This window comes from Lysinibacillus halotolerans, from assembly GCF_003711845.1.
In the GTDB taxonomy this organism is placed as follows: Bacteria; Bacillota; Bacilli; order Bacillales_A; family Planococcaceae; genus Ureibacillus; species Ureibacillus halotolerans.
The window spans coordinates 1-24321 of record NZ_RHLQ01000019.1 but is presented as its reverse complement, the minus strand read 5'-3'; the positions used below and the strand labels follow the sequence as shown (position 1 = coordinate 24321).

Below are 24321 nucleotides of genomic sequence, written 5' to 3'. Positions count from 1 at the left end.
GGATTCGCATGTATAAACAGATTTTATTAGCAGCGGATGGTTCTGAAAATGCTGTCCGCGCAACAAAAGAGGCGATAAAAATTGCTTCTTTTCATAAAGATTCTATCATTGATGTAGTTTATGTTGTAGACTTCGAAAAGACGAAGGTAGAAGTATTACATTCCTCATCTAGCGAAGCATTAAACCTAGAACGACGTAAAAAATTATCCAAAATAGAACATCTGTTACGCGAATCAAATATTTCTTATAAGGTGATTATTCTACATGGCACACCAGGACTTGAGATTGTAAAATATGCCAACGAGCAACAAGTTGATTTAGTCGTTATTGGTAGCCGAGGCTTAAACAGCTTACAAGAGATGGTACTAGGTAGTGTTAGTCATAAAGTAATGAAACGAGTAAATTGCCCAGCATTAATAGTAAAATAAATTTCAAAAGGGCGTCTCCAATAGGAGAGGCGCCCTTTTTGTTATATAAATTGTTGTTTTATAATACTACCACTATTATAAACCCTCACTTCTGCGTGGGCCCCATTCACGAAAGTTAGCTGCGGAGGCATATGTCCACAGTCAATGTCATACGCAATTGGTATCGCCAACTCTTCCGCTAGTTCCATATAAACATCTAAAACATGGTAATCATAAATCGTATCATTTGCTTCACTTCTTCCAAACAAAATACCACTACAATTGTTAAACCATCCTGCCAATTTCATTTGCACTAATGATCTTCTTAAATCCGTTACATTCAATTGACAGTTTTCTAAATACCAAATGATCGGTTCATTTTGGATAATTTCTTTTTGAAAATGTTGAACATCTCCATATCCTGTTCCAATCAAATGACGTATCACATCGATACAACCTCCAAGTAACCTTCCCTTTATAAACATCGGGGAATTAGAAATCGTTTTCCACTTTGTCGGTTCCGTTAAATGGAAAATCCACTCCGTCGGATAATCATGCTGCCAACGTTCTTGATATTTTTCGGATGGATATTGAATGACCTCTTCTCCCTTTTTTGTAAAAAGCACCTTTTCCCACATGGCCGTCGTTGGGTCTGACATTGGACCGCGCAAATCGATTAAGTTTGTCCCATGGGCCGTTGCAATCCCCGTCTTTAATGTAATCGCAAGGAGCAATACACTTATATCAGAATACCCTAACAACCATTTCGGTTTTATTTGATCAAATTCTATATGCTCCAATATTTCAATTAACAATTCCCCTCCCCATGGGGGAAAAATAAGTTGAATAGAGTCAGCCTGTAACATCGTATTTAGTTCCATTGCTCGAATTTTAGCAGGAGCCGACTTCGCTTTATATTCTGTCCAGCAGGTTTGTCCAATCACAACTTCATATCCCTTTTGTTCCATACGATAAATAGCTTCTTCCAACAATGAATGTTGTTCCATATGTAAACCAGACGAAGGAGCAGTTACTCCCATTTTAACCGGTTCTGTCAGAGATGGATAAATAATCATAATGAAATCCCCATTTCCCCTATCAAAATTTTTCTTGTTTCTTCAACATATTAATTTTCTCCTTTATTTAGGAGTACTTTTTAACAATAAAAAAAGTAGTATTAGAATACCTAACACTACTTTTTAATGTTATTTTCAATTATTGTTCTTCGTCTTCTTCTCCAGGCAATTCATGTCCATTTCCATTCGTTCCATTACCATTCATATCTGCACCGTTTGTTGTACCATTCGTTGTGCCATTTGTATTTCCTTCATTGTTTGTTCCCATGCCATCTTCTGTTTCAAGAGCTTCATCAGCATTATCGTTACCATTACCATCTAATGGTTCATCACCAACTGTGTTGTCATTGTTACCTGTACCATTGTCATTTGCTTCGTCATTTACATCTTCGTTGATGATTTCCTCTTCTTCAACTGCATCATTTTCCTCGGCATTATCATTTCCACAACCAACTAGCACACCTGCTAATAATAATGAAAAAGGAATTAATAAGAATTTTTTCACAGAAATTTCCTCCTTATACTTGATGTATATAGGATGTGTAGTTTTTTGGAGTTTATTCATATTTTTTTACTTTTTATAAAATATTTTCTCCTTGTATCGACACCGTTTGCCTGACAATTGAAAATTGACGTCCATCCCAAAGTAAAAGGTTTTCAACAATTCCTAATCCATCGGCATGATATTGTCCAGCAATTAATTGCATTGTAAGTAAATAGTATTTACCTGTTCGCGCCAAATCAATTGGGTAAATCCCACTGATTGGATCTACCCAACCTTCTATAGGCTGTTTCAAAGTACCGTCTGCATTATAAATCTCTTCTAAATATTCTTTCCCTTTATATTGCAAATCTAAAATATATTTTTTCTTCGGATTTTCACTTACTACACTTACTTTATATTGATTTTCATATTGTACCGTATAGTTGTGTTGTTCATTAAATTGAATCGAGTCAAAAATTTTCGTCATTCTTCCTTGGATAGAAGTAAAGACATAACTATATAAAATACCACCACTACCACCGGAATCAATCGTTATTAATATATCCTTTACTCCGTTACCTGTTAAATCCCCTAACCATATAGTTGGGTTATAACCAGCATTTTCTGGAAGCGCTATATGCTGAAATTGGTTAGTATGGCCATTTCTTATTGTCAGCGTTATATTCCTTAAAAAAGGACTATCGGGCTCTTTCGTACCTGTCAGGTATACCCAATCAGGAAATCTGTCCCCGGTTACATCGCCGAATTCACTTGCTACTATTTGTTGATTAGAAGCAGTTGGCACATATTGTACCGCTCTTCTCCACTGAAAATTATTCATCCTCATTCTCCCTTACTTAGTTGGAATAAACAATAATCCAAAGAACATTCATTATTCTCTCTCTTATTTAATGTTCAACAGTAAGGAAAAGTACCATTCCAAATAATCCGGTTGCCATAATTTCAGTGAAGTATTCAATACGTTTAAAACGCTACTCTTTACTCGCCCTTGAAAAAAGAATGGCTAAAATAAGAGCAAACCCTAAATAGCCCATTAACGAATAGACTTTTCCTACCAATGTTGTAAAACCAACAAAACTTGCCATAAAGCCAATGGCACCTATTAATATGACAGACGGCTTATAAATAGGATCCTTTGGCGGAATGAAACGAATAATAAAGGAATAGAGAAGACCTACTGCTGTATTGTAAATCATCCCTAACAAAGCAAATGCCATTAAGAACCCTAATAACGGATGTATGTTTTTAGCAATTTCTAATATAGGCATTTCTGTACCGGACACGATATCCATTTTTGCAAACATAGCTACATTAATAAGTAAAATTAACATTCCAAGCATTAGCCCACCAATGATTCCCCCTGCTCCAGCCACTCTTCTTGTTGATGCTGTACGACCAATAACTGTTAGCATCGCGACGCTGGTAGCGATATTATAAGATACATAAAGCAAAGCACCCATCAGCCAGTTTGGGGCTGCTATTGGTTGATGTTGGGCTAATATATTTTGTTCAGCAAAGGATAAATCCATTGTAAGGATGGAATAGATTGCAATAATCAACATGATTGCCATTAAATATGGGGTTGCTACTGCTATGACACTAATAATACTTTTCACATTGAGCATTAACGTCAAAACGGTTAACGCTACCATGAGCAAACTTCCTATAAAGGGGTCAAACCCTAACATTTGCTTTACCGTTGAAGCAGCACCGGCGAACATAGCCACAACTAACGCAAATAAAAAGAACGTGATGAGAAAGTCCAAAATCGTACCGAAAGTCCGACCCGCTATATGATATACAACCTCTTTATGGGAAGTAGTTTGTAACTCATATCCTAATTGTGCTATACACATTCCTAAATAAGAAAATCCAATTGTGGCAACAATTGCTCCAACAATACCGTATATCCCAAACCCCGTGAAAAATTGCATGATTTCTTGTCCAGAAGCGAAACCCCCACCAACAACTAGTCCAACAAAAGCTCCACCTATTTGAAAACTTTTTTTCACCAATTCCCTCATTTCTAAAATTGGACAATTACCTAGGATATAGGTAATCTTATATTTCTATGAACAAGCTCTCAATATATGGATATGATTTCTTTTCTTATTCATACGTCTTTATACTCGTTTTATGTTATTCAAAATTCGACGAAAAAAATCCGAAAACAACTCATGAATTGTTTTCGGACGAAGATTACCGATATATTTTTGTCGCAATTGTATATTGATTAATTATATCTATATTTGGCTCATAACCTATTCCTACCTTTTGAGGTACTAGAATGCAACCATCTTCTACTACGACTTCCGGATTTATAATATCTTGCTCCCAATAATGGTTGGAGCCTGCTGTATCACCTGGCATTACAAAGTTAGAAAGGGATGTGAGTGCGATATTATGCGCACGACCAATACCGGATTCTAACATTCCTCCGCACCAAACTGGAATATTTTTTTCTTCACAATAATCGTGAATTTTTTTCGCTTCAGTAATACCTCCAACACGCCCAATTTTAATATTGATGACGCCACAACTGCCTAACTCGATAGCTTTTTTCGCATCTTCTAATGAATTGATACTTTCATCTAAACAAATAGGTGTTTTAATTTGTTTTTGAAGTTTCGCATGGTCAATAATGTCATCATATGCAAGGGGTTGTTCAATCATTGTTAAGTTAAATTCATCCAGTTGCTTTAGTAACTTTACATCTTTTAAGCTATAAGCTGAGTTGGCATCTGCCATCAATGGTACATCGGGGAAATGTTCCCGTAATGAGCGGATTATCTCGATATCCCTGCCAGGTTTAATTTTCACTTTAATTCGTTTATAACCATCTTTAATCGCACGATCTACTACTTCGATTTGTTTTTCAATCGTTTCTTGAATTCCTATACTAATTCCCACTTCAATTTTATCTTTTTTACCACCTAATGCCTGAGCCAATGACTGATTCGTCTGTTGTGTATAAATATCCCAAATTGCCCCTTCTATAGCTGATTTAGCCATATTATTTTTTCTAATTCCTTTAAGCAAATCCGTTATATTATCTGGATGGTGTATTTCTTTATTTAAAAGAAGAGGGATGATGAAATCCTCTAACATATGCCAATTTGTTTTCAAAGTTTCTTCTGTATACCAAGGTGCATCAAATGCTACTGATTCGCCCCATCCAATTGTTCCCTTTTCTTCTTTTACTTCTAACAATAAAAACTCTTTGTCATGAAACGTTCCAAAACTCGTTGAGAATGGATTTTTTAATCTCATTTTTAGATGACGTATAATAACTTCCTTAATTTTCAATGGAATCCTCTTCTCTTTCATTGTCTTTTATCTATAAACTCCCTAAAATGGTTATCTCTCAACTATCATACCACCGCTTTTTATGCTCTTTAAAGTTTCAACTATTTAAGAATCTCTTTAAGTATTATAAAAATAAAAACGTCCCATTCATGCAAAGTTGCAATCGAATGGGACGATTCATTCATTGATTAATAATCCATATTAATATTTATAAGATTGACCACCATCAATAGGTATAACAGCAGCATTAATGAAGTTAGCTTGATCAGATAGTAGGAACGCTACTAAGTAACCAACTTCTTCAGGTTTTCCAAAACGTTTCATTGGATTCGGTTGAACAAATTGTTTTCCTACTTCTTCCCAGTTTTCTGGATCGATTTGTTTCAATGACCCTTCTACCATAGGCGTCATAATCGCACCTGGAGCAATAGCTTTAATCGATACACCAAATTGACCGTATTCTATACCAGAGTTACGAGTTAACCCAACGACACCATGTTTACTAGCAGCATAACCCGATTGGTTACCTACTCCACGAATACCACCAACAGATGCAGTATTCACTACTGAACCATAACCTTGTTCTTTCATAACTTTTAAAACATATTTTAATCCGTAGAATACACCGTTTAAGTTAATGCTTACTACTTTTTCAAATTCATCACTACCGAAGTCTTCTGTTAAGTTTTGTTTTCCTTCTATACCTGCATTATTAAAGAAACCGTCAATTTTACCAAAGGTTTCAACCGTTTTATTTACATAGTTTTGCACTGCTTGTTCATCAGCCACATTCGCAGTAATAAGTAATATTTCTGCCTTTGGTGCTACTTCTAAAATTTTTGCTTTTGTATCTTCAAGACCTTTTTCATTTAAGTCAACTAAAGATAATTTTGCCCCTTCTTTAGCGACTTGAAGAGCCGCTGCTTGCCCTAATCCAGAACCTGCTCCAGTAATAAGTACAACTTTTTCTTCAAATCGATTCATATGAAAGACTCCCTTATGCTTTTTAAATTTAATATCTCGAATTCGAAATATTATAATTCTAATTTATACCTCATTTTTTTATCTGTCAAAACATAGGCTCTGTTTTTATACTTTCAATAACTAGTATAGAGCCTATTAAAAAATTTATACAAGTAGATATGTAACATTACATTTTTTATTAGAAGATATCTTCTACTACAATAAGCAAGCCCTGACCTTTTACTACTCGTAAAAAATCAGGGCATTTTATTTTAAGTTTTCCAATCTAAATTTAGAACTACCCATTATTAGGAAATTCTACTCCTATATGTAAAACTTATTATTTTTAAAGACTTTTAATTGAGATTGCTTTGCTAGTAGCAAATGTCCAATAACCGTACATACAATACTTAGCACTAAATTTATAGTTGAAGAAAGGATTACTTCATCAAATGCTAAAGGACTATCATTAAAGAACATGACATGAAATAAAGGGATAATTTGTCCCCCAGTTAAATATTCGGTGGAAACATATGATCCGATAATCACAATCGGAATAGTAACTTTTTTAAAACAAATGATAAACAAGAATGCTACTGAAATATAAAATATCGATTCAGATAAATATTGCAACAAAAGTACAAAGAAGTTAGCATCAGGAAATCTAAATGTCAAGGCAGCACAACAAATTAATATGAATAAGAAATAAATAAAGCAGAAGATACTAACCCTAAATAAACCATGCTCTAATGCAGTAACTGGATAGCTGTAAAACAAATCCCTTCCATCCTCTTCAAAATAATCAAAGTATAAAAAAATAACCCACCAGGCTGAAAAAGGAGCAATTAAAAACTCCATTTGCGTAAGAAGGAAGAAAGACAGTTCTTTTTCTCCCATCACATATTGGATAAAGAAAACGATAAAAAAGACTAAAGGGAAATAAAATGCATAACCCATTGCTTTTACTTCAAAAAATAAATCTATTTTCCTAAACATGAGTTAAGTTCCTTTTAGTTATATATAGATAGGTATCTTCGAGACAAGTATCGACAGTTCTAGCATTATTAATAGAAGCTTCAGAAAAGAAACGTACCAAATAACGGTTGTTAAGTTGTTTAATGGATATAATATCTTCTTCTTTTATAGGGATAGGTGAATCAAATGGAACATCCATTTCAAAAACAAGTCCCTTTGTCATTTCAGCAAGTTTATTCCTTGTACCCGTTTGTAATATCTTTCCTTCCTTCATAATAGCAATATGGTCACATGTTGACTCTAAGTCCTCAACAATATGGGTTGAAATAATGATAATTCTGTTTTCACCAATTTTCCGAAGGAGTCTGCAGAAACGAACTCTTTCCTCAATATCAAGTCCGGCTGTTGGTTCATCTACTATAATAATCTGGGGATTACCTAATAAGGCTTGTGCAATCCCAAGCCTCCGAAGCATACCACCTGAAAGGTTCTTTACCTTTTTCGTTTTTTGTTCAGATAAATTAACTGATTGAAGGATAGAATTTATTGCCTCACTTCTAACTTTTTTTCCCCTAATACCTTTCAAAATGGCAAAATGGTTCATTACTTCCTCCACTTTAAGAGATCTGTAAATTGAAAAATGTTGAGGAAGATAACCTAACCGTTCACGAACTTCAGATGGTTCGTTCCAAGAAAGGTCATCTTCATCAATTCTTATGATGCCACTATCAGGTATGTCTAGAGTTGCCAACAACTTCATTAAAGTTGTCTTCCCAGCCCCATTAGGACCTAAAAGTCCGAAGGTTCCACGAATTTCAAGAGAAACATGATCTAGAGCACGCTTGGATCCAAAACTTTTAGTAATATCCTTTACAATAATTGATTTCAATTTTCTATACTCCCTTGTATTTTTCTAATAATTTATAAACATTTTCCCAAGAAGAATTATTATTTTTCATTAAATTATACCAATCTTTAACAAATAGTTGTTTCTCCTCTATAGCATCATTTTCCATCAACCAGTCTGATAAAGCATATAAAACTTCTTTTTTCTGTCCTTGTGATGAAACATTTTTATACCAATCTAAAAAATTCCCTTCATCTTTTATATTGTGAATCTGATTATATAAATAACAATACATTAAGTCGAATGCGCGAAATACATCCCTATCTTCTACTTCAATATCTTCATATTTCCATGAAATAGCTGGAAATAGCCAATAAGTAAAATAGGCAGGGGAATCAATATACCAAGATGAATTGGAATAACTAAAAATTAGTGTTTCAGGTGTATACCAGACCATTTCCTCCATTGAATTGTCTGAAGTAGATAGTGTAGGAGCCTTCCAAACCTGCTTTGGATAAGTTAGGTTTTCGATTCCTAAATTATTTGATACATAATTCAAAAGCATTATTGTAGAATCTTTCATTTCGTTATAATGGTTACCTTTAATATCACTTGGATATACAAGTTGCACGTCTTCAACACTACGCTCTTGAAGTTCACCAGAAAGGAGAGAAAGTCCTGTCGAGGAAGTTCCCTTGAACTGTCCTGGCTTTACTTCAGGTATATTTGTATAAAGGGGCTCTCTTCCTTCATAATTTAAGACAAATTCAGTCGGATATTTTAACTGGTGGTTGTTTCTTACAAGAGTTCCGTATGAATCTACTTCAAAAGAAGGAGAGGCATCTACAGATGGCAACCAATTAAAGTAATAAGGAAGATAGATTGCCCGATTATTAGCGTAAAACAAAGACGAACTAGTTCCTTCATAAGTAATAGTAAGTTTAATTGATTCATCTTGGCCCCACTTTTCTGTTAAGGGTATTGTTACTAAATCCTTATCTCTTTTAATCTGAACTATTTTTCCGTTAACTAACAATTCTTTAACCTTAAAATCATGATACAGAGATAGCGTCAATTCATTCAGCTCGCCTTGATTGTTTATAAGTTCCATATTCACAGTTGTTTTAAGCAAACGGTTAATCTCTAAATTAATTTCGTAGGACAAGGCGTGTATATCTAGCGATTTGGCCTCTGGCTGTTCCTTCTGATAATACAAAAATTCTACTAGCTCTCTTGAAATCTCTTCGTCCTGTGCCGTTATATATAGTTGTCTATCAAGCGAAAGCCCATAGCAAATGACTAAAAGTAGAATAAAAGAAAATGCAATCAATTTAGAAAAGGTTTTTCTTTTAATGATTGAATAAGTTTTATAAAGTGCAATTAGTAGAAAGACTATCAAAGTAACAATCCAAACAAAATGTTTTAACCAATAAAACCAATCAATCGAAAGTCCATATAATCCATTGTATACACCACTTGGATTTGGTTCTCCTAAATTAAGCCAACGTGCCAATGTTGTAAGGTGAATTCCTAAAAAGGATGTATTAATTGGACCTATAAGTCCCCATGCAATTAGTGCTAACGGGAATGCCAATCTTCCCTTTATCCAAATGGCAATTAATATCCCAATAAAATAGGAAATGAAAAAAGTAATACAAAAATAGAGGAGCATATAAAAAATGGCACTAATAAAGATATGATTAAATGCGAACCCTTGAACTAGATAATAAATTAAATAGAAAACGTAGAATATTATTGTAAAGAATAAAGACAATAATAGTCCAAATAACAGTTTTCCAATTAGGTTGAAGAGCATTCCTCTTTCAATCGTTGAATATAGGTCCTCTAAATGATGCCGATGATCTAGTTGTACTAATATTATCCCAAATAAAATAAAAGCTAATATCCCAGCCTGGACTAAAAAGCTAGTTGACGTTAAAACATCACCAGGTGAAGAAATATCAGACAAGGCTAAATATTCGTAAGCTAAAAATCCAACTAACAGTAACCAAAAAATGGGCTGCCTGCTAAATTGTAAAAAAATTATGTAAATAAAGTTTAATAATTTCCCCAAGATAATACCTCCTACATTTCCTAAAATTATTTTATATTACAAATTTACAAATTACTACAAGATATTGTAAAATTATGTTATATTTTATTTGTAATAATTACCAATAAAGTTTTTTTTTAAGATTTTATAGGGTAAATAGGAGGAGATTGTATGGAAAAGAGAAAAAATTTAAAAAGAAAAAAAGTAGCTGGTAGTATTCTCACTTTTGGTACATTAATGTTTTTTTCGTTTAATGCCTATGCAGCATCATCAACCGCAGTAGTGTCTAGCAGCGATTCAGATCATTCTGGAAGTCAGGTTTGGTGTGGAGATAACATAATGGACTTATTTTGGGCTGAAAATGATAGTTATATTAACTATTATGCTTATATAATGCAAGAGGTTACAGGTATAAACAAATCTGTACATACACGGACAATCGGTGACTATCAACAAGTAGAATCGCAAGATATTTATATAAATGAAGATGATCACTATTATGCTAGAGCCAAATGGACAGGTGAAGCAGGGCTTAAGTATTTACAAGGAAGAGCAGGAATAATAAGTGAATAATATGGTTCCATATATTGTTTCTTAATTTCTAAAACAAATTTACATGTCTGTCTAATGCCAAGTCACCTTTAAAATATAGTGAACTTGGCATTATTTATTATGTTATGATTAAAGGATATTAAAAAACAATCTTTAAACTCCATATAATTAAAGTTGAATCAGTATTTTGATTTCCTACATCAGATACTTCCAACATTTAAAAATCATAATCATTTGCTAATTATTAGTAAGTGTCCATACTACCCTTAGTTATCTTGGTCATAATTGCTATTTTATTTCCCTAAAAACTAAATGCCTAATGATAGTCAAAAAATTATTGTAGTCCTATTGAGGAATTATAAAGCTTGGCTTAATCACCCTGTAAAATTACTTCCTTGTCTTCCTTTTAGTAAAATCTAAAATATGGCTAAAGAGATTGTATTACTCATTTGGTTATTGATTTCGGTCACAAAATTTTAGTCTTATTTTTTCCATAACTAAAATAAGTTGTTCAAGTAATCATCATCTGTTATAAGTAAAAATGCTTAATATGTATAGTGATCGGAGACAACTATCTCATATCTCCAAAATGTCAAATTAAAATGCATCAAAGAAATGTCAACAGGCAGCTACTCTTTTAATAAAAGAATAACTGCCTTTTTAAACTAAAAATCTATTCTTTTATTTTCAGGTCACTTACCTAACTACTTATTCTATCCTTCCTAGACACTCTCCCAATTTTCTATAAAATAGACTTTCTCCTCCCAATCTCATATTTATTTTGAAGCATATTTTCCCTCTAATGGCTATATGTCCATTAACAAAATCTATTAAGCGAATATTATGTTAAAGAAAAGGAGGTGAAGAAATAAGTTGTAATTTTAATTAGCTTCCATCATTTTCAGTTCATTGATTTTCTAAACAAACCCAATTTCAAAACTAGACTTAAGTTAATAAATGTAATGGAATCTCTTTAAAAAATATTAGAAAATAAAACTGAAAAAGTAAAAAGCTAAAATAAACCTTTTACACGTTAAGCTACATTAGGTAGATTCATTTTTAATAGCAAAAAACGTTTTGCATCATCTTTCCCCTCAAAAAAAGGAATCGTTATTAAAATCAAACTAAGAAATGTGTTTATTCACATTTCCATCAAGGGTATTTTAATAGAAAATGTCTTTGCTATAATCCTCGCAAATGCAATTCAAAGGGAACTTGGTCGAGAGCAAGGAAACAAAAGTTGTCTAGGTGGGAAGATAACGATTTGCTAAATTCCTTGTAATGAATTTGCAAATGCTAGCATTTAAGCAAGGTCATTTACTAAGTAAAAAATGGAATCCGAATTCCATACGAACTAAAAACTATTCCGATGAGGACAGGACATTCTTAGAATATTTGTCTTACGCTCTTTGGATACTTCAATTTCTATTAAATTGATCCATCATCCCATTTTAATAGCAACTAAGAAGAGTGAGAAAGACGATGTTTTTAAGAATAGACGCTTTCCAAAAGTCACCATAGTACTAGGGTAAGACATTTCTTTTAACTTTAACGCCTATGAAGAGTAGGCACTGCTCTATTTAATATTTCGCTTAATGTTTCTTCCACTAATCCATTATTACACCGATCATTTAATGCCTATTAGAACGGAACTAGTAGGCATTCTTTTTATTTTCATCATATTTTGAACATAGAACTGAAATAGTTGACTTCCTTACATAGATAAGGTTTATTTTTTGTATGTACAAATTTCCGGTTTTAGTTTAAAGGAGTTTCTTTATGAATCCAGGAGTATCAAAGATGACTTTAGTCATATTATTAAGCAATTTATTCATTTCTTTCATTGGTATAGGACTAGTAATCCCTGTTATGCCAACGATTATGAATGAGATGGCACTGAGTGGTTCTATTATGGGTTATATGGTCGCAGCTTTTGCCCTAGCTCAACTGATTGTCTCCCCAATTACTGGTAAATGGGCAGATCAATTTGGACGAAAAAAGATACTTATTGTCGGTCTCCTCATATTCAGTATTTCAGAATTACTTTTCGGATTAGGGAAGACGGTTGAAATGTTATTTCTTTCCCGAATATTAGGCGGTATTAGTGGTGCCTTTATTATGCCTGCAGTTACAGCTTTTATTGCTGATATTACAACGGAAAGTGCTCGTCCAAAAGCACTTGGGTATATGTCTGCTGCGATTAATACCGGTTTTATTATCGGACCCGGTATTGGTGGCTTATTAACAGAGTTCGGTACACGTACACCTTTTTTCACCGCTGCACTTTTAGCTTGTATTGCCGCCGTCATCTCTTTTCTCTTTTTAAAGGAACCAAAAGCGAGCGAGTCCATCAAAACTAGTGAAAAGATACCGACTGGCGTAAAACGGATTTTTGTTCCAATGTACTTTTTTGCTTTTATATTATTGTTTTTTAGCTCTTTTAGTTTAGCATCCTTCGAATCTTTGTTTAGCTTATTTGTCGACCATAAATTTAACTTTACACCTAAAGATATCGCATTACTCGTAACGGGTGGCGGACTTGTCGGTGCCCTTGCCCAAGTAATCTTATTCGATCCACTTACGAAAAAGTTAGGTGAAATAGGATTAGTAACATACAGTTTAATTGTCTCAGCACTATTGGTTTTTAGTATGACTGTTGTAAATACTTATTGGTCCGTAATGCTCACATCATGTATTGTTTTTATCGGTTTTGATTTAATTCGCCCTGCTATTACGTCCTACTTATCCAAACACGCTGGCAATGAACAAGGATTTGTTGGTGGAATGAATTCGATGTTTACTAGTCTCGGAAATATTATGGGACCGATGATTGGTGGAATGTTGTTCGATATTAATTTTAACTATCCCTATTACTTTGCTACGATCGTTTTAGTAATCGGCATTATCTTTTCCCTTTTCTGGAAAAGTCCATTATCTTCTAAATGAAAAATGACTCCATTTCGGTTTTTTCCGAATAGGAGTCATCTTTTTTATTGTTTTTTTCTTGTAAACAAATTTTTTGTTTTTTCAGTAAGCCCCATTACTGCCGGCATAAAGACCGGTAGCATGATAAAGCTTAGTAACACAAGACCAACTAACACTAAAATGGCTACTTGCATTAATGTCACAATACCAGAAGGAATTAACGCTGCAAAAGTCCCACCTAAAATAAGTGCGGCAGATAAAACTACTCCACCTATATGTTTTGCCGCATCAATAATTGCTACACTACCCTTATCTTCTAACTCATGATATCTCATCATAAGAAAAATACTATAGTCAACACCTAGGGTTACGATCATGATAAAACTAAAGAATGGTACATTCCAACTTAATATACTTTGACCTAGAATCGTTTCGCTCAATAATTCAGAAAGGCCAAGGGAAGTATAGTAAGCTAATATAAGTGACGCAATAATAATCAAAGGTTGCCAAATTGAGCGGGTAATCACGAATAAGACAATGGCAATACCAATCATCATAATTGCGATTGTACGAGTAAAGTCGCCACTTGAGACTTGTTGTAAATCTACATTCGCTGCTGATTTACCACCAAGGGCAATTTCTGCATCACTAAAGCTTAAGCTTTTCGATGTCGCTTTAATTTGTTCATCAATATCTTCAATTACTTTCATTGCTTCTTTTGAATATGGATTAACATCTAAAATAATCATCATTTTCGTTGTTTTTTGATCATCTGACATATACATATTCAAACTTTCTTTGAACTCTTCTCCATCTAACACTTCCTGTGGAATGTAAAATACGCTATTTGAATCTGAGCTACTAACTTCTCTTAAATATTCCCGGGCATCTAATAAGCCATTTCCAATTTCAGATAATCCGTCAGTACTTTGAGCTAATCCATCTTGCAATAATTTCATTTTGTCTTGAAGTTCAGTTAAACCATCTTGTAATTGTTTTTGACCTTCATTAACAGTTGATAATCCAGTTTGTAATTCACTTGTTTGAGAATTAATTGTATTAACTCCATCTACACCTGATTCAAGACCTGTAGCTAAAGTATTGGCACCAGATTGTAATTGTCCTACTCCAGACTCCACCTGTTCCAAGCCACCTGTAATTTGAGCAAACGAAGCATTTGCCTCTTTAAAAGATTCTACCGCTAAATTATATTGAGGTGTTAGCTCTTGTAGCTTAACTTCCAATTGAGATAGTTGATCTTTTGCAGCTTTTGCTGTTCCTATAACGGTTTGTACATTGACATCTGAAGCCAATTCCGGCTTTGAAGCAACTAATGCATTCATGGATTGTTCAATTGCCGCATAGCCTTGTTTTGCACTTGTTATTGCACTATTCATCGAAGTAAACAACTCATTGAATTGACTAAATCCTTGCGCAAGCTCTCCATAACCCGTTTGTAACTGGGAAGCACCTGTTCTTAGTTCACTAACACTTTGCTTCAACGTATTTAAACCATTTGCTAAATCCGTTGCGCCTTTAGCACCCTTTTCATATCCACCAGCTACTTGGTTTAAAGCATCAGAAAGTTGACCTACCCCTTGTTCCATTTGAGCCGTTCCGTCAATTAACTGCTGTACACTATCAAAGCTATTCTCATCGACTTTGCCAAGTTCAGATTCTGCATCTGAAAGGCCGTCACGAATTGTACCTAGCCCTTCCTGTGCAGTTCCTAAGCCTTCATTTAATGTATTTGTTTGTTCTTTAATATATAAATCTTCTATCTTTTCTCCTGCTGGGCGAGTAACTGAATAAACTTGTGAAACACCATCTACTTTTGAAATCACTTCCGCCAACTGATCTATATCTTGCAATCCTGTTTGGGTTGCAAGCGAATCTTTCGATTGTATCACTAAATTAGTCGGTGATGAAAATCCAGAAGGAAAATGATCTTCGATTACAGAAATTGCTTGTTTCGATTCATACTCATCACTAATTTCTACTAAATCATCATAATTTAGTTCCCCTGTATATTTAATAATAAATGGTAAACATAAAACTGCGATAATCACTAATGCTGCAATCGGTCTGAAATAGGAATGCTTCGATAAAAACTGCCATAACTTGTTTTCACTATGACCATTAACGTTTTTTGCTGGCCAAAACATTTTAATGCCAAATAGCGCCATAAAGAATGGATTTAATGTGATTAAAACGAACAATAAAACAGCTACTCCAATGGCTACCGCTGATGTCGCTTGATACAATTTAAATTCCGCTAAATATAGAGCCATAAAACCGATGAATACCGCAATACCACTATAAACGACAGTTCTACCGGCTGTTTTATAAGTTTCCGTAATAGCTTTTAAAACCGGGAGACCTTTCCCCAGTTCTTCTTTAAAACGTGTATATAAAAGAATGTTGTAATCCGTTCCAATTCCAAACAAAATGACAATTAAAAATACTTGGGTAAAGTTTGAAAATGGAAAGTTGAATTTATCAACTAATTGCGCAACAATACCTAACGATACAATATAGGAAACTCCTACTGTTATAAGAGAAATTAACGGTACAACTGGTGATCGGAAAACTAATATTAATACAGCTAAAATGAACACAATCGCGATAACTTCGGTTTTCTTAATTCCTGCTTGTGATGATTTGGCGAAGTCATCCAGTACGATGTCTGTACCTGTATAATAGGAATCTACTGATTGTACTTCCGTTTTATCACGTAAAGCTTGTGCTACCTCTTCCACTGTTCCCTGATTATGATTAACATAAATTTGCGTTAAAATCGTCGTACCATCTTCAGAAACGAGTTGTTTTTTAGTTTCTTCACTATCGGAATGGGTCAACATATCGGTAATACCTAGTTCATCACGATCGGCCTTTAACGACTGTATAACTTCTTCAATTTCGTTAAGCTGGGTATCATTTAAAGCTTTATCACTTCCACTAGTAAAAACAGCGATAAACTGATATGTTTCCGTTCCTCCATCCTCCATTTCGGTTAATAGTTCTGATGCTATTTTACTTTGCGTATAAGCTGGAATATCAGTTTGACCTTTTTCCCGTACTAGTAAATCCAAATTCGGCATCGTTACAATCATTATAGTGGAAATAATTACCCAAATAACGAACGATACAGTACGTACATTCAGCCATTTTTTCAAAATAGATCACCTTTCTTTTATCATTCATTTCTTATTCTCTTTATTCAAAAACCTATCTATTACCCTACCATGGCAATATGGATTACAATATAGACAATTAGGGGCAAACTGTTTAAAAAAATGAAAATGAGGTTGGATAATGAGACATAGTGATGAAACGAAAAGAATACTTGCTAATTCATTAAAAGAAATGATGAAATCAAAAGCCATTGAGAAAATTTCCATCCGTGAAATTACGGATAATGCCAATGTCAATCGACAAACATTCTATTATCATTTTGAGGATATTTATGACTTATTGAAGTGGACTTTTCAACAAGAGGCTGTTCAATTGTTAGCAGTTCATAATAGCGCCAAAATTTGGCAAGAAGGTTTACTTCAACTTTTCCACTATCTAGATGATAACCGTACCATTTGCTTAAATGCGCTCCAGTCATTAGGAAGAGGAGATTTAAAACGTTTCTTTTATGCTGACATTCACAACATTTTAGAGCGTGTCGTAAAAGAGCATTGTAATAATTTACAAGCATCTGAACAATATTTATCATTCATTATCCATTTCTATACCATCTCATTAGGTGGTCTTGTGGAAAGCTGGTTAGCAGGAGAAATGGAACAAACCCCTGAAGAAATTATTGAAATGATTGATACATTTATTCAAGATCAACTACGAGGAGCACAAGAACGTATCAAAGGACAAGCTAGTATTTCTTAAGCGACACATTTCCCCCACCTAACCTATATTGAATGACTTCATAGGAAATGTTATATTAATCGCAAGATACTGAAAATTCCAATCTACTAATTTCAAATGAAAAGGAATAGTAGAGCCGAATTTGTATTGATTCTTATAAGGAATATCAATGGTATTTTTACAATTCGATTCAAGGGGGAATAGAAATGACTTCAAAATCAACGAGCGTTATTGAATTAACAGAGAATCTGGGTGCTCACAATTACCACCCACTTCCAATTGTTATTTCAGAAGCTGAAGGGGTTTGGGTGAAAGACCCTGAAGGACATCAATATATGGATATGCTTTCCGCTTATTCAGCATTAAATCAAGGTCACCGTCACCCTAAAATTATAAAAGCATTAATTGATCAAGCAAACCGCGTAACGTTAACATCTCGAGCATTCCACAACGATCAACTTGGTCCTTGGTATGAGAAATTAACGAAAATGACTGGTAAAAACATGGTTTTACCTATGAATACCGGTGCAGAAGCGGTTGAATCTGCCATTAAAGTCGCTCGTCGTTGGGCATATGATATAAAAGGCGTAGAAGCAAATAAAGCAGAAATTATCGGCTGTAATGGGAATTTCCACGGACGTACAATGGGGGCTGTTTCCTTATCTTCTGACAAAGAATATCAACGTGGTTTCGGTCCAATGTTAGAAGGATTTAAACTTATTCCTTATGGTGATGCGGATGCCCTTAAAGCTGCGATTACTCCAAACACAGCAGCTTTCATCGTTGAACCTATTCAAGGAGAAGCTGGTATTGTAATGCCTCCAAAAGGCTTCTTAAAAGCAGCTGAACAAATATGTAAAGAAAAAAATGTTTTATTCGTTACGGATGAAATTCAAACAGGTCTTGCCCGTACTGGGAAAATGTTTGCGCATCAATGGGAAGAAGTAACTCCAGATATTATCATTCTAGGTAAAGCCCTCGGTGGCGGTGTTATGCCTATATCTGCTGTGGTAGCAAATAGTGATATACTTGGTGTTTTAAATCCAGGTTCCCACGGTTCAACATTCGGAGGTAACCCACTTGCTTGCGCCGTGTCTCTCGCTTCTTTAGAAGTACTTGAAGAAGAAAAATTAACGGAACGGTCATTAGAATTAGGTAACTACTTCCAAGAACAATTACGTTCCATCAACCATCCAACAATTAAAGAAGTTCGTGGTAGTGGTTTATTTATCGGTGTGGAACTAACAGAACCTGCCCGTAAATATTGTGAGCAATTAATGGGGTTAGGACTATTATGTAAGGAAACCCATGACTATGTCATTCGATTTGCCCCACCTTTAGTCATTACAAAAGAAGAAATTGATTGGGCACTTGAAAAAATTAGAGCTGTATTTGCTTAAAATAAATAGAATGTAAAGAAGGTATTCGGATTATTTCCGAATACCCTCTTTTTTACGTTAAGATACATAGTATATAAATTTTTAGGAGAGAGTAAAATGCAAACGATTTATGTTACTGGATATCGCCCCCACGAACTTGGAATTTTTAACGATCGTCATCCTGGAATACCGATTATTAAAAAGGCAATTGAAAATGAACTAAGAATATTACTAGAGGATGGTCTTGAATGGGTGGTCATTAGCGGCCAACAAGGTGTAGAAACATGGACAGCTGAAGTCATAATCGAACTAAAAAAGGAATATGATAATATAAAATACTCGATTATTACCCCATTTTTAGAACAAGAGAAAAATTGGAACGAACAAAAGCAACTGAAATATCAATATATTGTTAGCCACGCTGATTTTGTGACAAGCGTAACGAAACGTCCCTATGAAGCACCTTGGCAATTCATTGAAAAGGACAAGTTTATTATTCAAAATACAGACAGCTTACTATTAATTTACGATGAAGAAAATGAAGGCTCTCCTAAATACGTAAAAAACCTAGCACAAAAGTACGCCGATTTGCATAACTATAACATAATAGAAATAAATGCTTATGATCTTCAAGTAATTGCTGAGGAAATGCAGAGGGAAGATTGGTAATAAATAATTTACTTAATTTTCAGACATTTGTAAGCATTTTTTGCTATAATAAAAATGATTATTTGTAAAGGAGCTGTTGCTATGGAAAAAATCAGACTGGTAAATGAACCAAAACCAATCAATGTACCCCACCATACTTATAAAAGAGAATGTTGTTACACGCGGGGTGTTCATATTCCCCATGAAGACTTTGTAGAAATATTGGATCATATGTCCCACGACATAAAACTTTATTTTGATTTCCATAATCCTGGAAAACAAATTGCCCCTGGTACGTATTTAAATGGCTACTCTGGCCTTGCAAGAAGCATTATAAATTACTACCAAAATATTAAAAAATTAAGTGTAGATGGTTTAAATAACGGCAAAGATTTTTATGTGAAAATTATTTAATACTTTTTGAGGTGACAAAAAAGTGAATATCAATTAAAAACACCGCCTGTTGTGAGCTAAGAAGCTTCGCTGACAAGCGGTGTTTAAATTTATCTTTATTTCTTTTGAATTGAAATGGACCAAGCAGCTTCATCAATTTGTTCAAAATTTGTTACTGTGTGACCTGCTTCAGCAGCCCAGCGTGGAATCGATTCCGTACCTTGTGTACAATCGAACTCTACCACTAATTCGTCCCCAGAGTTAATTTCTTCAATCGCTTGTTGTGCTTCGATTAAAGGGAATGGGCAAACCATACCTTTTACTTCTAATTTCTTTTGCATGTAAAAGTCCTCCTTAATATAAGATTATGCAGGTGTAACTTGTTCTTTTAATTTTGCAGCCATCGCTTTTTGGCGTGGACGGACAAAGACGAAATATGATGCAGTCCATGTACCTAAAATCATAAAGACAAGTCCAATCCAACCTTGCCATGTCATCATAGCAGTCATTACTAAACCGTTCCCGATGGAGCATCCACCAGCAAGACTTGCACCGACACCCATCAAATTACCACCGATAAAACTATTAATACCTGTTTTTACATCAGGCATTCTGAAACGGAACTCTTTACTTGCTTTAGCAGCAATAAATGAACCCGCGAAGATTCCTAACACTAAAAATACGCCCCAGTTTAGGAAACCTTCATCTCCTGTTGTTAAGTATTGTAAAATGTTAGCAGAAGGTGTAGTAATCCCTAATCCAAATACGCGTCCTGTTGCTGCACTTAATGGCCATGCGATGAATGCAATAATACCGATTAAAGTAGCAGTAACGAAGGGATTCCAACGTTTTTCAAATAATATATGTGCTAATCCAGTACGTTTTGGTTTCAATGATGGAATAGCTACTTTTGGTTTCGTTAATTGTTTATATAAAATAAACGCTACGATTAAAACAAATGGAACAATAATAAACCAATGATTAATGCCAAATGTTTCAGCAATTGAGTTTTTAGGTAATACAGTACTTTGTTGCATTTGTTGATTAAACGGACCAAATACACCTGTACGCATCATTGTACTCATTAACATATATCCAGCTAATGCGATCCAACTTCCTATTAATCCTTCGCCTGCACGATACCAAGTTCCAGTTGCACATCCGCCGGCTAAAATAATACCAATCCCAAAAATAAAGGACCCAATAATGACTGATAAAATTGGTAAAGAACCTGCTGAATATTCAAATATACCTAGATCGATTAATAAAAATACGCCTACGCTTTGTACTGCGATTGCAACTAATAACGCATAAAACATACGATTATCTTTTGCTATATACATATCACGGAATCCACCTGTTAAGCAAAAGCGGCCCCTTTGCATTACAAAACCTAACAATGCTCCACAAAGTAATCCGGTAATAATTAAGTATGTCATTTTTCTCACCTCTCACATTTAATTCTTAGTAAATCACTATGATTATAATACATTCCCTATTCATATGTTACAAGATTTATTTTTTTCCAGTCCACGAAAATAGGTCTATTTTAATATTTTTATGGTTATTACTTACAAACAAATAATTTGATAATTCCGAATGAAAAATATTGACATTCCCGTTGATAATGATTATCATTATCGTAGTAATACTACTTTTCGAGATGAACCCCTCAGAATTCTCGAATATTTCTTTTGAGTAATGGCAAATCTATTAAAGGTTTGCCATTTTGTGTTCTGTATACTATCTGATGTACACTGTACATATAATGAATAAAGGAGTTGATAGAATGGATTATCGTATTGAAAAAGACACTCTTGGAGAAGTACGAGTACCAGCGGATAAAATTTGGGGTGCTCAAACTCAACGAAGTAAAGAAAATTTCCAAATCGGGCAAGAAACAATGCCGATTGAAATTATCCGTGCCTTCGCAACATTAAAAAAAGCTGCCGCTATTACAAATGAAAAATTAGGAAAATTATCAAAAGCTAAAACCGAAGCAATTGTTACTGCTGCTGATGAAATCCTTTCAGGTAAATGGGACGATCAATTCCCCCTTGTCGTATGGCAAACTGGTAGTGGTACACAATCCAATATGAATGTAAATGAAGTAATCGCTTACCGTGCAAATCAATTGTTGGAAGCACAAGGCGTTACGGAACGGGTTCATCCAAATGATGATGTAAATAAATCCCAAAGTTCAAACGATACATTCCCAACTGCCTTACATATCGCTGCAGTGGAAATGGTTGAAAACTATTTAATGCCTCGACTTCAATTATTAAAGGCCACTTTCAAAGAAAAGTCAGAGCAATTTAAAGATATTATAAAAATCGGTCGTACCCATTTACAAGATGCGACACCATTAACATTAGGTCAAGAAATTAGCGGATGGCACCACATGCTTGTGAAATCAGAAAAAATGATTATGGTTAACACACAATTTTTAAAAGACCTTGCAATTGGTGGTACTGCAGTAGGGACTGGAATCAATGCTCACCCTAAATTTGGTGATATGGTTGCCGAGGAAATTAGCCATTTAACTGGTATAACATTTGCTTCCTCTGAAAATAAATTCCATGCGTTAACATCCCATGATGAAATTGTTTCTGCCCATGGCGCATTAAAAGCACTAGCAGCAGACTTAATGAAAATCGCCAATGATGTTCGTTGGCTTGCTAGCGGACCTCGAAGTGGTATTGGTGAGATTACGATACCGGAAAATGAACCAGGAAGCTCTATTATGCCTGGTAAAGTGAATCCTACCCAAAGCGAAGCCATGACCATGGTTGTCACTCAAGTAATAGGTAACGATGCTACTATTGCCTTTGCTGCTTCCCAAGGGAACTTTGAGCTAAACGTATTTAAACCGGTTATTATTTATAATTTCTTGCAATCTGCTCGCCTTCTTGCTGATGCGATGAAATCATTCAATGATAACTGTGCAATTGGCATCGAACCAAATATAGAAGTTCTTGAGCGCAATTTAGAAAATTCATTGATGCTAGTCACTGCATTAAACCCATATATCGGTTATGAGAATGCGGCGAAAATTGCAAAGAAAGCCCATAAAGAAGGAACTACTTTAAAAGAAGCAGCTATTTCTTTAGGTCTTTTAACTGAAGAACAATTTGAAGAATATATCGATCCAAAGAAAATGATTTATCCTAACGCAGAATAAGTTTATATTTCTCATTAGTGTCCCAGGTAGTTTTGGGACACTTTTTAATTAATTGAAGAATATAACTTATCGATTTACTAAAGATAACTTTATAATGAAATAAAACTACTAAAAGTTAGGAGCTTTACAATGAATCAACCTATCTTATGTATAGGCGAATTGCTTATCGATTTTTTTAGTAACGAAGTGAATACAACATTAGTAGAAACTCAAACATTTACGAAAAAAGCCGGTGGAGCTCCAGCAAATGTCTGTGTAGCTATTGCAAAGTTAGGTGGAGAAGCTTTCTTTTGTGGTAAAGTTGGTGATGATCCCTTTGGAGAATTTTTATCGGAGACCCTCGTTCGTGAAAACGTCCATACGGATCTATTAGTAAAAGACCCTTCCCACTCTACTACCCTTGCCTTTGTTTCGTTACAAAAGGATGGCCAACGAGACTTTGTTTTCAATCGGGGAGCCGATGCTTATTTAACTACAGAAGATGTGCCAAATAAATTCTTTAAAGAAATGAACATTGTTCACTTTGGTTCAGCTACTGCCCTCCTTCCAGGACAATTACAGGAAACTTATAAAAAGATACTAGTAGATTCAAAGGAAAACAACAGCTATATTTCCTTTGATCCTAATTTTAGATCTGACTTATGGAGCGGACAAGAAAAGCAATTTATCCAATTAGCCAATGAATTCATTTCCAACTGTGATTTTTTAAAGGTTAGTGATGAGGAACTTTATCTATTAACAAATGAACAAGAAATAGCAAAAGCCGTTACCGTACTTCATCAGTTTGGCGCGAAAAGTATTGCTGTTACTTTAGGAAAAGAAGGTACATATTTTTCCTATAACGGTAAATCAACAACAATTCCTAGCATACCCGTTCAAGCTATTGATACGACTGGTGCTGGCGATGCATTTGTTGGGGCAGTATTATACCAATTAGGTAAAGTAAATAACCCTCATAACTTAACCTTTGACGAATGGCATACGATTATTTCTTTCGCCAATAAAGTCGGCGCGAAAGTTTGTGAAAAAGTAAGTGCCATCGAAGCATTACCAACTTTGGATGAACTAGAAAAATTTTAAGCAAAAAAGAGGGTCGACCCAATATTTGAACTGAACCCCAAATAGTGGACACTTTAAAAAAAGTGGACCTATTCGGGGTTTTTCTATTTTCTTCAATGAACTACCCCGTTATACTTAACATACTATTTATGAACGGGAGAATTTTTATGAGTAAGATAATT

21 protein-coding genes are annotated in these 24321 nt (G+C 34.5%); 9 read left to right on the top strand and 12 right to left on the bottom strand.

Annotation, left to right across the window (positions count from 1 at the left end):
- Nucleotides 1–8: 8 nt before the first annotated feature.
- Nucleotides 9–428: a universal stress protein gene (locus tag EC501_RS09195; RefSeq protein ID WP_122971992.1), complete on the top strand. Its 420-nt coding sequence runs from the start codon at nucleotides 9–11 to the stop codon at nucleotides 426–428.
- A 41-nt stretch (nucleotides 429–469) separates the two neighbouring features.
- On the opposite strand, the gene EC501_RS09190 is transcribed toward EC501_RS09195, so the two are convergent.
- From EC501_RS09190 to EC501_RS09150, 9 genes are all read right to left on the bottom strand, one after another.
- Nucleotides 470–1483: a S66 family peptidase gene (locus EC501_RS09190; RefSeq protein ID WP_122971991.1), complete on the bottom strand. Its 1014-nt coding sequence runs from the start codon at nucleotides 1481–1483 to the stop codon at nucleotides 470–472.
- Nucleotides 1484–1622: 139 nt separating this feature from the next.
- On the bottom strand, nucleotides 1623–1988 hold the full coding sequence (locus EC501_RS09185) for a hypothetical protein (protein ID WP_122971990.1): 366 nt from the start codon (nucleotides 1986–1988) through the stop codon (nucleotides 1623–1625).
- A gap of 73 nt (nucleotides 1989–2061) precedes the next feature.
- Entirely contained in the window at nucleotides 2062–2808 is a 747-nt protein-coding gene (locus EC501_RS09180; RefSeq protein WP_122971989.1) for a hypothetical protein, read from the bottom strand.
- Between the two features lie 151 nt (nucleotides 2809–2959).
- Nucleotides 2960–4000, bottom strand: coding sequence for a YkvI family membrane protein (locus EC501_RS09175; RefSeq protein ID WP_122971988.1), 1041 nt, complete (start codon nucleotides 3998–4000; stop codon nucleotides 2960–2962).
- A gap of 187 nt (nucleotides 4001–4187) precedes the next feature.
- Nucleotides 4188–5294: an o-succinylbenzoate synthase gene (gene menC / locus EC501_RS09170; RefSeq protein ID WP_122971987.1), complete on the bottom strand. Its 1107-nt coding sequence runs from the start codon at nucleotides 5292–5294 to the stop codon at nucleotides 4188–4190.
- Nucleotides 5295–5495: 201 nt separating this feature from the next.
- Complete coding sequence (locus tag EC501_RS09165) at nucleotides 5496–6278, bottom strand: SDR family oxidoreductase (protein WP_122971986.1); 783 nt, start codon at nucleotides 6276–6278, stop codon at nucleotides 5496–5498.
- A 303-nt stretch (nucleotides 6279–6581) separates the two neighbouring features.
- Nucleotides 6582–7214 (bottom strand): hypothetical protein, encoded by a 633-nt coding sequence (locus EC501_RS09160; RefSeq protein WP_148037818.1) that lies wholly within the window; start codon nucleotides 7212–7214, stop codon nucleotides 6582–6584.
- Nucleotides 7215–7245: 31 nt separating this feature from the next.
- The gene (locus EC501_RS09155; protein ID WP_122971984.1) at nucleotides 7246–8121 is read right to left on the bottom strand and encodes an ABC transporter ATP-binding protein; all 876 of its coding nucleotides are present in this window, start codon (nucleotides 8119–8121) and stop codon (nucleotides 7246–7248) included.
- Nucleotides 8122–8125: 4 nt separating this feature from the next.
- Nucleotides 8126–10153 (bottom strand): LTA synthase family protein, encoded by a 2028-nt coding sequence (locus EC501_RS09150; RefSeq protein ID WP_122971983.1) that lies wholly within the window; start codon nucleotides 10151–10153, stop codon nucleotides 8126–8128.
- A 150-nt stretch (nucleotides 10154–10303) separates the two neighbouring features.
- Here EC501_RS09150 and EC501_RS09145 point away from each other — a divergent pair, with 150 nt between their 5' ends.
- Complete coding sequence (locus tag EC501_RS09145) at nucleotides 10304–10705, top strand: hypothetical protein (RefSeq protein ID WP_122971982.1); 402 nt, start codon at nucleotides 10304–10306, stop codon at nucleotides 10703–10705.
- Between the two features lie 1758 nt (nucleotides 10706–12463).
- Nucleotides 12464–13630: an MFS transporter gene (locus tag EC501_RS09140; RefSeq protein WP_122971981.1), complete on the top strand. Its 1167-nt coding sequence runs from the start codon at nucleotides 12464–12466 to the stop codon at nucleotides 13628–13630.
- A gap of 44 nt (nucleotides 13631–13674) precedes the next feature.
- Here EC501_RS09140 and EC501_RS09135 read toward each other — a convergent pair whose 3' ends face one another.
- Nucleotides 13675–16785 carry an MMPL family transporter gene (locus EC501_RS09135; RefSeq protein ID WP_241559309.1) on the bottom strand — a complete coding sequence of 1037 codons (3111 nt, stop codon included), beginning with the start codon at nucleotides 16783–16785 and terminating at the stop codon, nucleotides 13675–13677.
- Between the two features lie 139 nt (nucleotides 16786–16924).
- Between EC501_RS09135 and EC501_RS09130 the strand changes: the two genes are divergently transcribed.
- The 4 genes from EC501_RS09130 to EC501_RS09115 all read left to right on the top strand — a co-directional run bounded on the left by EC501_RS09130 (nucleotide 16925) and on the right by EC501_RS09115 (nucleotide 19920).
- The gene (locus tag EC501_RS09130) at nucleotides 16925–17500 is read left to right on the top strand and encodes a TetR/AcrR family transcriptional regulator (RefSeq protein ID WP_122971980.1); all 576 of its coding nucleotides are present in this window, start codon (nucleotides 16925–16927) and stop codon (nucleotides 17498–17500) included.
- A gap of 185 nt (nucleotides 17501–17685) precedes the next feature.
- A complete protein-coding gene (locus tag EC501_RS09125) occupies nucleotides 17686–18879 on the top strand; it encodes an ornithine--oxo-acid transaminase (RefSeq protein WP_122971979.1) in 1194 nt (397 codons plus the stop codon).
- Nucleotides 18880–18975: 96 nt separating this feature from the next.
- Entirely contained in the window at nucleotides 18976–19527 is a 552-nt protein-coding gene (locus EC501_RS09120; protein ID WP_122971978.1) for an SLOG family protein, read from the top strand.
- Between the two features lie 81 nt (nucleotides 19528–19608).
- Nucleotides 19609–19920, top strand: coding sequence for a hypothetical protein (locus EC501_RS09115; protein WP_122971977.1), 312 nt, complete (start codon nucleotides 19609–19611; stop codon nucleotides 19918–19920).
- A gap of 95 nt (nucleotides 19921–20015) precedes the next feature.
- On the opposite strand, the gene EC501_RS09110 is transcribed toward EC501_RS09115, so the two are convergent.
- Nucleotides 20016–20240: a sulfurtransferase TusA family protein gene (locus tag EC501_RS09110; protein WP_122971976.1), complete on the bottom strand. Its 225-nt coding sequence runs from the start codon at nucleotides 20238–20240 to the stop codon at nucleotides 20016–20018.
- A 24-nt stretch (nucleotides 20241–20264) separates the two neighbouring features.
- A complete protein-coding gene (locus EC501_RS09105) occupies nucleotides 20265–21338 on the bottom strand; it encodes a YeeE/YedE family protein (RefSeq protein WP_122971975.1) in 1074 nt (357 codons plus the stop codon).
- A 350-nt stretch (nucleotides 21339–21688) separates the two neighbouring features.
- On the opposite strand from EC501_RS09105, the gene fumC reads away from it, so the two are divergent.
- A complete protein-coding gene (gene fumC, locus EC501_RS09100; RefSeq protein ID WP_122971974.1) occupies nucleotides 21689–23080 on the top strand; it encodes a class II fumarate hydratase in 1392 nt (463 codons plus the stop codon).
- Between the two features lie 129 nt (nucleotides 23081–23209).
- Nucleotides 23210–24160, top strand: coding sequence for a carbohydrate kinase family protein (locus EC501_RS09095; RefSeq protein ID WP_122971973.1), 951 nt, complete (start codon nucleotides 23210–23212; stop codon nucleotides 24158–24160).
- The last annotated feature ends 161 nt before the right edge of the window (nucleotides 24161–24321 follow it).

What these genes read in the sequence shown, in the direction of transcription:
- EC501_RS09195 (WP_122971992.1), top strand. Translation starts at nt 9, where the DNA reads ATGTATAAACAGATTTTATTAGCAGCGGATGGTTCTGAAAATGCTGTC.
- EC501_RS09190 (WP_122971991.1), bottom strand. Translation starts at nt 1,483, where the DNA reads ATGATTATTTATCCATCTCTGACAGAACCGGTTAAAATGGGAGTAACT.
- EC501_RS09180 (WP_122971989.1), bottom strand. Translation starts at nt 2,808, where the DNA reads ATGAATAATTTTCAGTGGAGAAGAGCGGTACAATATGTGCCAACTGCT.
- EC501_RS09165 (WP_122971986.1), bottom strand. Translation starts at nt 6,278, where the DNA reads ATGAATCGATTTGAAGAAAAAGTTGTACTTATTACTGGAGCAGGTTCT.
- EC501_RS09160 (WP_148037818.1), bottom strand. Translation starts at nt 7,214, where the DNA reads ATGGGTTATGCATTTTATTTCCCTTTAGTCTTTTTTATCGTTTTCTTT.
- EC501_RS09145 (WP_122971982.1), top strand. Translation starts at nt 10,304, where the DNA reads ATGGAAAAGAGAAAAAATTTAAAAAGAAAAAAAGTAGCTGGTAGTATT.
- EC501_RS09140 (WP_122971981.1), top strand. Translation starts at nt 12,464, where the DNA reads ATGAATCCAGGAGTATCAAAGATGACTTTAGTCATATTATTAAGCAAT.
- EC501_RS09130 (WP_122971980.1), top strand. Translation starts at nt 16,925, where the DNA reads ATGAGACATAGTGATGAAACGAAAAGAATACTTGCTAATTCATTAAAA.
- EC501_RS09125 (WP_122971979.1), top strand. Translation starts at nt 17,686, where the DNA reads ATGACTTCAAAATCAACGAGCGTTATTGAATTAACAGAGAATCTGGGT.
- EC501_RS09120 (WP_122971978.1), top strand. Translation starts at nt 18,976, where the DNA reads ATGCAAACGATTTATGTTACTGGATATCGCCCCCACGAACTTGGAATT.
- EC501_RS09115 (WP_122971977.1), top strand. Translation starts at nt 19,609, where the DNA reads ATGGAAAAAATCAGACTGGTAAATGAACCAAAACCAATCAATGTACCC.
- EC501_RS09110 (WP_122971976.1), bottom strand. Translation starts at nt 20,240, where the DNA reads ATGCAAAAGAAATTAGAAGTAAAAGGTATGGTTTGCCCATTCCCTTTA.
- EC501_RS09105 (WP_122971975.1), bottom strand. Translation starts at nt 21,338, where the DNA reads ATGACATACTTAATTATTACCGGATTACTTTGTGGAGCATTGTTAGGT.
- fumC (WP_122971974.1), top strand. Translation starts at nt 21,689, where the DNA reads ATGGATTATCGTATTGAAAAAGACACTCTTGGAGAAGTACGAGTACCA.
- EC501_RS09095 (WP_122971973.1), top strand. Translation starts at nt 23,210, where the DNA reads ATGAATCAACCTATCTTATGTATAGGCGAATTGCTTATCGATTTTTTT.